Annotated in this window: 12 protein-coding genes; 2 read left to right on the top strand and 10 right to left on the bottom strand. The window is 67.9% G+C overall.

The genetic code is table 11. The features are described from left to right. Positions 1–42 precede the first annotated feature (42 nt). Together N911_RS0114270 and N911_RS0114265 are read left to right on the top strand one after the other, a co-directional pair. Positions 43–237, top strand: coding sequence for a hypothetical protein (locus N911_RS0114270; protein ID WP_029898312.1), 195 nt, complete (start codon positions 43–45; stop codon positions 235–237). A gap of 54 nt (positions 238–291) precedes the next feature. Further along, positions 292–540, top strand: coding sequence for an FmdB family zinc ribbon protein (locus N911_RS0114265; RefSeq protein ID WP_029898310.1), 249 nt, complete (start codon positions 292–294; stop codon positions 538–540). A 104-nt stretch (positions 541–644) separates the two neighbouring features. On the opposite strand, the gene N911_RS0114260 is transcribed toward N911_RS0114265, so the two are convergent. From N911_RS0114260 to murD, 10 genes are all read right to left on the bottom strand, one after another. Continuing rightward, entirely contained in the window at positions 645–1,004 is a 360-nt protein-coding gene (locus N911_RS0114260) for a VOC family protein (protein ID WP_029898308.1), read from the bottom strand. A gap of 155 nt (positions 1,005–1,159) precedes the next feature. Further along, positions 1,160–2,809 (bottom strand): radical SAM protein, encoded by a 1,650-nt coding sequence (locus N911_RS0114255; RefSeq protein WP_029898306.1) that lies wholly within the window; start codon positions 2,807–2,809, stop codon positions 1,160–1,162. Between the two features lie 84 nt (positions 2,810–2,893). Further along, positions 2,894–4,156 (bottom strand): cell division protein FtsZ, encoded by a 1,263-nt coding sequence (gene ftsZ / locus N911_RS0114250; protein WP_029898303.1) that lies wholly within the window; start codon positions 4,154–4,156, stop codon positions 2,894–2,896. Between the two features lie 45 nt (positions 4,157–4,201). Next, the gene (gene ftsA, locus N911_RS0114245; RefSeq protein WP_029898301.1) at positions 4,202–5,434 is read right to left on the bottom strand and encodes a cell division protein FtsA; all 1,233 of its coding nucleotides are present in this window, start codon (positions 5,432–5,434) and stop codon (positions 4,202–4,204) included. A gap of 28 nt (positions 5,435–5,462) precedes the next feature. Beyond that, positions 5,463–6,323 (bottom strand): cell division protein FtsQ/DivIB, encoded by an 861-nt coding sequence (locus tag N911_RS0114240; protein WP_051694447.1) that lies wholly within the window; start codon positions 6,321–6,323, stop codon positions 5,463–5,465. After that, complete coding sequence (gene murB, locus N911_RS0114235; protein WP_029898299.1) at positions 6,320–7,189, bottom strand: UDP-N-acetylmuramate dehydrogenase; 870 nt, start codon at positions 7,187–7,189, stop codon at positions 6,320–6,322. The genes N911_RS0114240 and murB overlap by 4 nt, the downstream gene beginning before the upstream one ends. Continuing rightward, positions 7,186–8,559: a UDP-N-acetylmuramate--L-alanine ligase gene (gene murC, locus N911_RS0114230; RefSeq protein ID WP_029898298.1), complete on the bottom strand. Its 1,374-nt coding sequence runs from the start codon at positions 8,557–8,559 to the stop codon at positions 7,186–7,188. Before murC ends, murB begins: the two co-directional genes overlap by 4 nt. A gap of 7 nt (positions 8,560–8,566) precedes the next feature. Next, a complete protein-coding gene (murG, locus tag N911_RS0114225) occupies positions 8,567–9,658 on the bottom strand; it encodes an undecaprenyldiphospho-muramoylpentapeptide beta-N-acetylglucosaminyltransferase (RefSeq protein ID WP_029898297.1) in 1,092 nt (363 codons plus the stop codon). Continuing rightward, positions 9,655–10,809 carry a putative lipid II flippase FtsW gene (gene ftsW, locus N911_RS0114220; RefSeq protein WP_237559984.1) on the bottom strand — a complete coding sequence of 385 codons (1,155 nt, stop codon included), beginning with the start codon at positions 10,807–10,809 and terminating at the stop codon, positions 9,655–9,657. The genes murG and ftsW overlap by 4 nt, the downstream gene beginning before the upstream one ends. Then, a complete protein-coding gene (gene murD / locus N911_RS0114215; protein WP_029898293.1) occupies positions 10,806–12,095 on the bottom strand; it encodes a UDP-N-acetylmuramoyl-L-alanine--D-glutamate ligase in 1,290 nt (429 codons plus the stop codon). The genes ftsW and murD overlap by 4 nt, the downstream gene beginning before the upstream one ends. Positions 12,096–12,107 lie beyond the last annotated feature (12 nt).

The raw sequence follows: 12,107 nt of genomic DNA, 5'->3' as shown, positions 1-12,107 counted from the left end.
CTCTCCACCGGGATGTATTGGGCTCCATACAAGGAGTGAACCATGAGCATCATCGGAGACTCCATAACCCGCCTGTCCAAGCTGCGGCGTGATATTCCCGTGGAGGCGCAGCCCTGCCCGGAGTGCGGCGGGCGCCTTTCCGTGCGCCTTTTGGACAGGGGAACTCACCAGTTGCGGCACGCCTTCTGCCTGCACTGCTTCTTCGAGGAGCTGCGGGAGAGCCAGGCCGCGACTTGACTTGCCCCCGCACGTGCATAGTAAAGGGTCCGCCACACCACTGGAGGAACCCACATGCCGCTGTATGAATACGCCTGCCGCGCCTGCGGCCACGAGTTCGAGGACGTCCGCTCCATGAGCGACACCACCTGCCCGCCCTGTCCCCAGTGCGGCAAGGAATCGGAAAAGCTGCTTTCCGCCGTCGCCCTCAAGGGCGGAGCCACCCCCTTCGACGGCATGGACCGGGTCAAGGCCATGCATCCGGCCTCCCGCCCAGCTGGCCTGAACACCGGACCCGGCGGGGGCTGCAAGCCCGGTGGCTGAGGCATCTGACGCACCGGCCCCCGGGAGGGGCCCCACACGACGCGAAAAGGCCCGGGAGCATATGCTCCCGGGCCTTTTCGCGTCCGGTCCATGCACCGAGAGTTTTAGAACGCCCGGTTGTCCGGCGCGAAAATGGAGAAGGCGTTGCCTTCGGGGTCCTCGCAATAGGCCATCCAGCCCAGGTTGGGGAGGGCCTTGGCGGGAACGACCACCCGGCCGCCGTTCTTGATCACGCTGTCCATGGCGCTGTGCAAGTTCTGCACACGGATGGTGGGCATGCCCGTCAGGTTGCGGCCGCTGCGCTTTCGCACCGCCCCGCTGAGGTTGTTCGCGCAACCTTCGTTGACCAGGGTGTAGTCACCGAGATTCTTGCGGAAATTAAGGCCGAACACGCCGGAATAGAACCGGCTGACCTTTTCCGGATCGTCAGCCATGACTTCGAAATGCGTCGTGCGTCCCATCATTCTCATCCTCCGGGAAATTCCGAACATCCGCCACCCTGAACCACCATGCCCGACTCGAAAGACAATCCGATGCCGGGCACGTAAAGACTATGTTCCACCTTGCCTTCAGATGTAGCATATCCACGCGATTTGCACACCCCCCGGAGAATGATTTTTCATTCTTGTGCCCCTTGCACCCAGGCCTCCATGCCGCACCGCCGGCAGGCCTCGCAGCCCGCGGGCGGGCACACCGTCCCCGGCTTGTTTTCCCGGTAGGCCTCCCACTGCCGTTTCAAGTGCTCGGGAGAGACCCCCAGATCGATGACATACCATGGCAACCGTTCGTTCACGTCCCGTTCGCGCAGGTAGTCGGCGGGGTCGCCGTCCCAGGCTTTGATAGCGGCCCGCCAGCCGCCTTTTTCCACAGCCAGTTCCACAAGTTCGAACAAGCGATCGTCGCCGCGCGACAGCAGCGCCTGCAGTCTTGCCGCGAAGGGAGTCTCCGCCTCCACCCGCACCCCGCGCAGCGGCTTGCAGATGGCCTTTATCCGCTTGATGCGCTCGGAGAGCGCCGCCTCCGGGGCCATGGGGGCCCATTGCAGCGGGGTCCACGGCTTTGGCACCAAGGGGCTGAGACTGAGGGTAATCAGGTCCAGGCCACTCTTGCGGGCGCCCCTGCCCCGGTCGCGGGCCGCCTGCACCTGGTCCAGGAAGGCGGCCAGTTCGTCGTAGTCCGCGTCGGTTTCCCCGGGCCAGCCCACGATGAGGTAGATTTTCAGGCGATTGAAGCGCATGGCCGCGGCACGCTCCACGGCCAGCAGAAAGTCCTCCTCCGCCAGCCGCTTGCCCGCGGCGGTGCGGAGGCGTTTGCTGGGGGCCTCCAGGGCCAGGGTCAGGGTGCGCGCCCCGGTCTTGCGAAGAAATTCCATGAGTTCCGGCGTCAGGCCGTCGGCCCGCACCGAGGACAGGGAGAAGGTGGTGCTGCGCTCCTTGAGCCAGCGCAGGAAGGGCAGCAGGTCCGGCCAGTCGGTCAGGGCCGTGCCCACCAGTCCCACCTTGGGAGGGTCGGCCCGCTCCACCACTTCCTTGAGCTTTTCCGTGGAAGCCCGGCGCGGCGGCCGGTAGACCGCCCCGGCGGCGCAGAACCGGCAGGCGTAAGGGCACCCCCGATTGATCTCCAGCAGGAGCATATCCCGGAATTCGGCTTTGGAGGACAGGAAGCAGGAGGCCGCCGGACGCGACAGCTCCCGCTCCGGCAGCACGGCCCGGCGCACCGGCGTCTTGCTCGCTCCGGGAACCCAGACCCCGTCGCGGTCCTTGACCCTGTCCAAAAATCCCTTTTTGTCGCCCCCTTCCAGCCAGACCCCGGCCAAGTCGGGCAGCAGGTCCGGCAAGCCGGCCTCGGCCTCGCCAACCCAGAAGCAATCCACCGCCGGGGAGATGGGCAGAGGGTTGATGAAGGCCACTGGCCCGCCAGCCAGCACAAGCGGCCAGCCCCCCCTCTCGCGCGAACGCAGGGGGATGCCGGCGCGGGAAAGCATGGAGGCCACCACGCGGTACTCCTCCTCGAAATTGACCGAGAAGGCGATGAGGGGGAAGGAGTCCAGCGGCGCGCCTGTATCCGCACTGCGCGGTTCGCCGCCGCCGTCCTCGAAGAATCGTTCGATGCGGAACCCGCCCCGTTCGGCCAGCAGGGAGTAAACCGTCTGCCAGCCCAGGGTGGAATAGGCCAGGGAGGATGGCCCGGGGAAAACCAGGGCCACGGGCAGCCTGCCGCCCGGCTCGGGCAGGTCCGGCTGGCTGTAGCCGTAGTAGGGCCTGCTCACGTCATGTCCTTCGCGGCCCTCGTTCCGTGAAAGGGCCCGGGAGGCGGAGTCCGCTCTCCGCCCCCCGGGGAGGACCGTGTATGCTTAATCCGCCTGCTTGCGGATGAAGCTCGGGATTTCGAACTCCTCCTCGTCGAAGATGAACTCCTCTTCCCCGGGCGCGGGCCCGTTGGCCGCCCGCTTGTGCTGCTTGGGCTGGCCCTGGGGCTCTTCGCCGCCCTGCTGCTTCTGCCAGCGCAGGTAGGTGGGGATGGAGAGGTCTTCCTGGGAGAAGGCGCCGGTGGCCCCGCGGGGGCGTTCCCGCGCGGGCTGGCTCTGCCCGGCTGCCTCGCCCCGGCCCCCCTTGATGGAGGCCAGCTTGCCCGTGGCCGGGTTGTCCTGCTCGCCCTCGGCCTCATTCTCGATGCCGGTGGCGATGACCGTGATGCGCATTTCCTCGCCCGCCTCCTGGTCGAAGACGGTGCCAAAGAAGATCTGGGCGTCCTCGTGGGCGGCCTCGGAGATGGTGTTGGCCGCCTCGGAGACTTCGTCGATGGTCATGTCCGGGCCGCAGGTGATGTTGATGAGCACCCCGCGCGCGCCGTCGATGGAGACGTCCTCCAGCAGCGGGGAGGTGATGGCCTTGATGGCCGCTTCCTTGGCCCGGCCCTCGCCGCGCGAGATGCCGGTGCCCATGAGCGCCAGGCCCGACTGCCCCATGACCGCCTTGACGTCGGCGAAGTCGAGGTTGATGAGGCCGTGGACCATGATCAGGTCGGAGATGCCCTTGACCGCGTAGTACAGCACCTCGTCGGCCTTTTTCAGCATCTCCAGAAAGCTGGCCTTCTTGGAAGCCAGGGAGAGCAGACGGTCGTTGGGGATGGTGATGAGGGAGTCGACGTGCTTGGAAAGCTCCTCGATGCCCTCCTCCGCGGCTTGCAGCCTGCGCTTGCCCTCGAAGAAGAAGGGTTTGGTGACGACGCCCACGGTGAGCGCGCCCATTTCCTTGGCCACCTCGGCGATGACAGGGGCCGCGCCCGTGCCGGTGCCGCCGCCCATGCCCGCGGTGACGAAGACCATGTCGCATTCGCCGATGGTCTCGCGGATGGTCTCGATGGACTCCTGGGCCGCGTTGCGGCCCACGTCGGGGTTGGCCCCCGCGCCCAGGCCCTTGGTCAACTGGTCGCCCAGTTGCACCTTAAACTCCGCCTTGGAGCGGTTCATGGCCTGGGTATCGGTGTTGGCCGTGATGAAGGTCACGCCCTTGAGCTGGGATTCGATCATGTTGTTGACCGCGTTCCCGCCGCCGCCTCCGACGCCGAAAACCTTAATCTGCGCGTTGCCGTCGCTCAACAGTTCCATGTCCATTTTGGTCCTCCTTCCCTTTGCTTGCCTTTCATTTCGCCAATCCCCCTAGGAGATGTCGGTGAACCATTTGCGCATGGTTCCCAGGATGCGGTTGAAGACGTTGGGGTCGCGAATGCGGAACGACTGCTCCACGCCTTCCTTTTCCGCTCCGAACATCAACAGGCCCACGGCCGTGGCGTACATGGGGGAATTGACCACGTCGCGGAGCCCGCCCACGCCCTGGGGGTAGCCGACGCGGGTGGGCAGGTTGAAGATTTGTTCTCCGAGTTCCTGACAGCCTTCGATGAGCGAGGTACCCCCGGTGAGCACCACGCCCGCGCCAACCATGTTCTTGAAGCCCGACCGCACCAACTCCTGCTCCGCCAGGGTCAGGATTTCCTCCACCCTGGGTTCGCAGATCTCGGCCAGCACCTGCCGCGACAGCTTGCGGCCCTCGCGGCCGCCCACGCTGGGCACCTCGATGACCTCGTCGGAACGGATCATGTCGGCCAGGGCGCAGCCGTACTTCATCTTAATCTTCTCCGCGGCCACCATGGGGGTGCGCAGGCCAAAGGCGATGTCGTTGGTCAGGTTGGCCCCGCCCAGGGCCAGCACCCCGGTGTGCTTGATGGAGTCGTTGGCGAAGATGGCGATGTCCGTGGTGCCGCCGCCCATGTCCACCAGGGCCACGCCGATCTCCCGCTCCTCCTCGGTGAGCACCGCCTTGGAGGAAGCCAGGGACTCCAGCACGATGTCGGCCACATCCAGCCCCGAGCGGTGGCAGGAGCGGACGATGTTCTGGGCCGAGGTCACGGCTCCGGTGACGATGTGGACCTTCACCTCCAGCCGCACCCCGGCCATGCCCAACGGGTCGGCGATGCCGCGCTGGTCGTCCACGATGTACTCCTGGGGCAGGATGTGGATGACCTCGCGGTCCAGCGGGATGGCCACGGCCTTGGCCGCGTCGATGACCCGCTCCACGTCCTTGGCGGCCACCTCGCCGCCCTTGACGGCGATAACCCCGTGGGAGTTAAAGCCCTTGATGTGGGAGCCGGCGATGCCCGCGTACACCGAACGGATTTCGCAGCCGGCCATCAGCTCGGCTTCCTCGATGGCCTTCTTGATGGACTGCACGGTCTGCTCGATGTTGACCACCACGCCCTTGCGCAGGCCGGTGGACGGGCTGGTGCCGATGCCCACGATATCCACGCCTTCGGGGGAAAGCTCCCCCACCACGGCGCAGATTTTGGTGGTTCCGATGTCCAGCCCGACGATCAGTTCGCCTTTGGATTTGGCCATGTCCCGTCGTCTCCTTATCCGGTCCTCGTTACCCGTGGCGGCTCGTATCGCCGCCGGAAAATCCGACCCAAACCTTTTCGCCCGAGGCGGTCAGCCGCTCGGCCGAGGCCCACTCGCCCCGCGCCTTGAGGTCGGCCATAACCCGTGAAAGACTATCCAGCCCCTCGCTCCAGGCGATGGGGTCCAATCGCAGCCGCACGCCGGAGCGCAGGGCCAGCTCCATGCGGCCTGGCGCCACCCGCATCCAGGACACCCCTTCCGGCCCAAAGCCCCAGCGGCCCTGCCGCAGGGCTTCCATGAAGGCGGGCAGCTGGTCCAGCCAGTCCTCCGCGCCCACCTCCATCTCGAACAGCGGCAGGGAGGCGAAACGGTCCGGGCCAACCTTGTCGATGACCACGCCCTGGGCGTCGGCGTAGTAGAGTTCGCCGCCGCGCCGCACCCACATGCAGGGGGTGCGCTCGGTGACATGCAGGGCCAGCCCGGAGGGCAGCTCCCGAACCACCGCGGCCCGCTCCACCCAAGGGTGGGCGGAAAGCCGCTCTTCCACCCGATCGATGCTCAGGGCGAACAGATTGTCGCCCCGCTCCACCCCGGCGCGGCGGGCGACCTCCGCCTCCGTGAGCCTGGCCGCGCCGCTGACGCTGATGGAGTCCACCGCGAAAAACGGGGAGCTGGTCATCCAGCGGTAGCCGGCCAGAAGCCCCAGACTGACGCCGGCCAGCAGAGCCAGCAGCAGGGCCAGGAGCCCCAGCCGCAGCACCAGCCGTCCCGCGCCGCACACCGCCATGGCCAGGAAACCCGGGGACTCGCGCCCCGGCTCCCGCCTGGCGTTGCGCCGCCTGGACGCCTTGGCGGCGCGGCTGGCTCGCTGCATGGCCAGGGTGCTCACGGGAGCATCCTCACTTCGCGCTCCAGATCAATCCCGAAACGCTGCCGCACGGCGTTTTCAGCCAATTCCAGGAGTTCCAGGGCCTCGGAGGCAGTGCCTTCGCCCAGGTTCACCAGGAAGTTGGCGTGCATCTCGGAAAATCCCGCCCCGCCGACGCGCACGCCCCGGAACCCGGCCTTGTCCAAAAGCCGTCCGGCGCTGTCGCCCTCGGGATTCTTGAAGGCGCAGCCGCAGGTGCGGGCGGAGATGGGCTGCACCGCCTTCTTGCGCCGGAAATACTCGGCCATGGCGGCCTTGATCTCGCCCGTGTCGCCCTCTTGCAGCTGCAGTTCCGCATCCATGACCAGAAGCGGTTCGTCCGCGCCCGGCACCAAGAAGGAGCGGTAGGCAGCTTCCCACTGGCCGCGTCGCAGCCAGCGAGCCCCCTCGCCGGAAGTCCAGACGCGCACCCGTGTCAGCTTGTCGTCCAGGCACACGCCCCAGGACCCGGCGTTCATGGCCACCGCGCCGCCCACGCTGCCGGGGATGCCGCGCAACCCCTCCAGGCCGGAGAGCCCCTGGGCGGCCAGCCAGCTCAGCAGCCGGGGTAGCTTCACCCCGCCGCCCACGCGCACGGTGGTGGCGTCCAGCCGCTCCGGGCCGGTGCCGATGGCGCAGCGCAGCAGCACCACGTCCAGTTGGCCGTCCATGGCCAGGAGGTTGGAGCCCGCCCCCAGGACGAACGGCCGCCCGCCCAGCCGCTGGATGACTGCGGGCAGTTCGGCCAGATCGGCCTCGGTGCGCACCTCCACCTCGGCCAGGGCGGTGCCGCCCATGCCCAGGGTGGTGCGCTCGGAAAGGGAAACGTTCTCCGTCACCAGGCTCACGAACCGGCCTCCAGGTAGTGCTTGCCGATTTGCCAGACGCTGCCCGCGCCCAGGGTCAGGAAGATGTCGCCGGGGCGCAGGATGTTTTCCAGGGAGGCCTTGAGCGTCTCGAAGTCCTCGAAATATTCCACCTTGGTCTTGGAGACCTGCCGGATTCCCTGGGCCAGGGACTGGCCGCTGACGCCGGGAATGGGGGCCTCGGAGGCGGGGTAGATTTCGGTCAGCAGGAGCTGGTCGCAGTCCTCGAAGACCTTGCAGAACTCGCCGAAAAAGGCCTGGGTGCGGGTGAAGCGATGGGGCTGAAAGGCCACCACCAGCCGCCGGTCGGGGTAGCAAGCCCTGGCCGTGCGCAGGGTGGCCCGAATCTCAACCGGATGGTGGCCGTAGTCGTCCACCACCAGCACGCCGCGCCGTTCGCCCTTGATCTCGAAGCGCCGCCCCACGCCGCCGAAGCGGGACAGGGCGTCCACGATGGCCTCTTTCTCCAGCCCGGCCTCCAGGGCCACGCCGATGGCTCCCAGGGCGTTGAGCACGTTGTGCTCGCCAGGATGGTTGAGGGTCACGTCGGCCCAGTGCTCGCCGTCCACAAAGACCTGGAAGATGCCGCGCACCCCGGTCTGCAGAAGGCGGGCGCGGATGTCGTTTTTCTCGCTGAAGCCGTAGGTGACCACGGGGCGGTTAATGCGCGGCAGGATGCGGCGCACGCCGGGGTCGTCGCCGCAGACCACGTTGACCCCGTAGAAGGGAACCTTGTTCATGAAGTCGGCGAAGGCCTGGTCGATCTGCTCCAGCCCGCCGGTGTAGTAGTCCAGGTGGTCGGCGTCTACGTTGGTGACCACGTTCATGATGGGCGCCAGGCAGAGGAAGGAGCCGTCGGACTCGTCCGCCTCGGCGATGAGGTATTCGCCCTCGCCCAGGTAGGCCCCCGCGCCGTAGGCGTTGAGGCGGCCGCCGATGATCACGGTGGGGTCCAGCCCGGCCTTGGCGAAGATTTCCGCCAGCAGGGAGGTGGTGGTGGTCTTACCGTGGGTTCCGGCCACGGCGATGCCCTCCTTGAGGCGCATCAGCTCGGCCAGCATCTCCGCGCGGGGGATGACCGGGATGTTGCGTTCCTCGGCCGCCACCAGCTCCGGGTTGTTCGGGGGAATGGCCGTGGACTTGACCACCACGTCCACGTCGTCCTCCAGGTTGCCAGCGCCGTGGCCGATGTACACCGAGGCCCCCAGCTTCATGAGCCGCTTTGTCACGGCACCCATAGTCAGGTCCGAACCGCTGACCTCGTAGCCCTGGTTGAGCAGCACCTCGGCGATGCCGCTCATGCCCGAGCCGCCGATGCCGATCATGTGGATGCGTCTGATCTTGGTCCACATATGGTCCTCAAGCCGCCTTGGCGGCCAGTTTCTCCAGTTCGTCCACCACCCTGGCGGCGGCGTCCGGGTGGCTCTGCCCGCGCGCGGCGCTCCCCATCTCCACCAGCCGGGCCGTGTCCGCCAGCAGGGGAAGGGCGTAGGCCGCGATGCCCCGAGCCTCCAGGTCGTCCTGGGGGGCCAGCGTGGCCGCACCGGCCCGCTGAAGAAAGGCGGCGTTGGCCGTCTGGTGGTCGTGGGTGGCCTGGGGGAAGGGCACCAGCACCGAGGGCTTCCCCGCCACCGCCAGCTCCGCCAGGGTGGTGGCCCCTGCGCGGCAGACCACCAGATCCGCCCAGCGGTAGGCCTCGGCCATGTCCTCGATGAAGGCGGAGACCGACTCCGGCTGTTCGCCGCCATGGGCGGCGTAGGCGGCGCGGGTCTCTTCCAGATGGCGCGGCCCGGCCTGATGGCGCACACGCACCCCCAGCCGCCGCAGTTCCGGCCAGGAAGCGGCCGCGGCCTGATTCAGGGCCCGCGCGCCCTGGCTGCCGCCCAGCACCAGGAGCCTCGGCTCGCCAGGGTCGGGGCGGCGCGGCTCCTCGTCCGCCAGGGCCCGGATGGCCCCGCGCACGGGATTGCCGGTCAGCACGGTCTTGTCCTTGGGGAAGGTCCCGCGCTCGTCCGGGTAGGTAAGAAAGACCTTTTGCACGAACTTGCCCAGCAGCTTGTTGGCCGCGCCCGGCACCGAGTTCTGCTCGTGCACCGCGCTGGGCACGCCGGTAAGCGCCCCGGCCAGGACGGGGCACAGCCCGGCGTAGCCGCCGAACCCGGCCACCACCTGCGGCCTGGCCTTGCGCAGCAACACGGCCGCACGGCACAGCCCGGCGGCCAGCCCGGCGCAGGCGGCCACCGCCCGCATCCCACGGCCCAGCACACCGCGCACCGGCAGCCCGGCGAACTCCAGCCCGGCGGCGCGGGCCAGCCTGCCCTCGGGACCGTACCGTCCGCCCACGAAGAGCACCCGCGCCTGGGGATTGCGCGCCTTGACCTCTTCGGCCACGGCCAGGGCCGGAAAGATGTGGCCGCCGGTTCCGCCGGTGGTCAGCACCAGGCTGTTCATCGCTTCCCCCTGACCACGCCGGGCTTTTCCGCCCGGGAGAGGTTGAGCAGCAGCCCCAGGCAGGCGAAGGAGGCCAGCATCTGGGAGCCGCCGTAGGAAACGAAGGGCATGGGCACGCCCTTGGGCGGTGCCGCGCCCAGCACCACGGCCAGATTGAAAAGGAAGCCCAGGGCCAGCACCAGGGTCAGGCCGTAGGCGGTGAAGCGGTCGCGCAGGTCCTCCTGCCGCAGGGAAACGGCGAAGGCGCGGTACAGGAACAACCCGATGAGCAGAAAGACCACGGAGACGCCGAGGAATCCGGTCTCCTCCCCCACCACGGCCATGAGAAAGTCGTTGTGCGCCTCGGGCAGGAAGAAGAGCTTCTGCTTGCCGGAGCCCAGCCCCACCCCGAAGGCTCCGCCGGAGCCGAAGGCGTAGAGGGACTGCACCAGCTGGTAGCCGCTGTCCAGGGCGTCCTTGAAAGGGTCCAGGAAGGCGGTCAGCCGCTTGAAGCGGTACGGCGAGTTGACGATGAGGGCCGCCGCCCCGGCCGCGGCCATGCAGAAGGCCCCGAACAGGTAGGTGAAACGGGTTCCCCCGGCCAGGCACATCAGGAACAGCAACGCGCAGAGGAAGGCCGCGCCGCCGAAGTCCGGCTGGGCCAGCAGCAGCACGGCGAACAGCCCGGTGACCAGGAAGGGCGGCAGGAAGCCGATGGAGAAGGACTTCACCCTGTCCTGCTTGCCGGAGAAGAAGTAGGCCAGATAGATGACCAGGGCCACCTTGGCGGGCTCCAGGGCCTGCATGTTCAGCGGCCCCACCCGCAACCAGCGCTGCGCGCCGTTGACCTCGTGCCCCCAGGGGCCCACCAGGGTGAGCACCAGCAGCAACAGCGCCAGCCCCAGCCAGAAATAGGTCAGCTTGTAGATCAGTCCTCGCGGGACGGAGGCGGCCACGGCGGCCACGCCCACACCCGCCAGGGCGAACAGGCTTTGGCGGGTGATGAAATGGTAGGCGTCGCCGAAGGCCCGCTCGGCCATGATGGCCGAACTGGAAAAGACCATGACCAGCCCCACGACCGTCAGGGCCAGGGCGGAGGTCAACAGCCACGGGTCCGTGGCCGGGACGCTCCGTCCCTTGAAGGGATTCACCGCCGCGCTCCACGCGCTCACGCCAGCCCCTCCGCAATGCGCCGGAAATCGTCCCCCCGGGCCTTGTAGTTTTCGTACAGGTCGAAGCTGGAAGTGGCCGGGGACAGCAGGATGACGTCGCCGGGCTCGGATTCGGCGTACAGCCGCTTGACCGCCGGTTCCAGCGTGGCCTCCCAGGAGATTGAAGCGGCGCCTTCCCAGGCGGGCTCGAAGACTTCCCTGCTCTCGCCGAAGAGGCAGACCGAGGCCACCCGCTGCTCCACGAGGTGCTTGATGGCCGAGGGATCGCCGCCCTTGTAGCGCCCTCCCGCCAGCAGGCGGATGGGCCGGTCGAAGGACATGAGCGCCGCGCCCAGGGCCTCGATGGTGGTTGCCTTGGAATCGTCCACGAAGAGCACGCCGTTCACGTCGGCCACCACCTGCAAGCGGTGCGGCTTGGGCTCGAAGGCGGCCACCGCGCCGCCGGCCTGCTCCTCGGTGACGCCGAAGGCGCGGGCGGCCAGCCAAGCGGCCTCCATGTTGGCCTGGTTGTGCGGGCCGATGAGCTTGTCCGACTTGAAGCGGTCGGTGGGCACGAAATAGGCCTGTTTGGCCTTGGTCCACTCCCGCTTGGTCAGCTCCTTCTTCAGCTCCAGCGGGGCAATGGCCAGATCCTTGTCCGTTTGGCGGGCGAAAAGATTCAGCTTGGCCGCCAGGTACTCCTCCATGTCCCGGTGGTAGTCCAGGTGGTTGGGCGAGAAGTTGAGCAGCACCCCCACGTGCGGCTTGAAGGAGCGGCAGTTCTGCAGCTGGAATGAGGAGACCTCCAGCACCAGGATGTCCGCCCGCTGGTCCGAGACCAGATACTCGGACAGCGGGGTGCCAATGTTGCCGCCCAGAAAGACGTTTTTGCCCCCGGCCTTGAGCATGGCCGCGGTCAGGGAGGCGGTGGTGGTCTTGCCGTTGGTGCCGGTCACGGCGATGACCGGCTCGGAGGTGAACCAGGAGGCCAGTTCCAGCTCGGCCACCACCTTGCGGTCGGCCACGTCCTCCAGCACCTCGTCCAGGGTGGAGCGGGCGATGCCCGGCGAGAGGACCACCAGGTCCGCGCCTTCGAACTGCGACTTGGTGTGCTCGCCCACGTCCAGGGGCACGCCCAGGCGCTCGCACAGCTCGCGAGTCTCGTCCGAGGGGCTGCCGTTGTCCAGCAGCCGCACGTCCGCGCCCAGCGCGCAGAGCAGCTTGACCGCCCCGCGCCCGGAAGCCCCCGCTCCCACGACCCGGGCGGAGAAGCCGGTCAGTTGGCCTGGATGGATGAGTTCGCGCATGATCTCGCCTCG

This window comes from Desulfohalovibrio reitneri, from assembly GCF_000711295.1.
Taxonomy (GTDB): Bacteria; Desulfobacterota; Desulfovibrionia; order Desulfovibrionales; family Desulfovibrionaceae; genus Desulfohalovibrio; species Desulfohalovibrio reitneri.
Note: the sequence above shows the minus strand (reverse complement) of the source record. Positions and strands in the feature narration are given on the sequence as shown.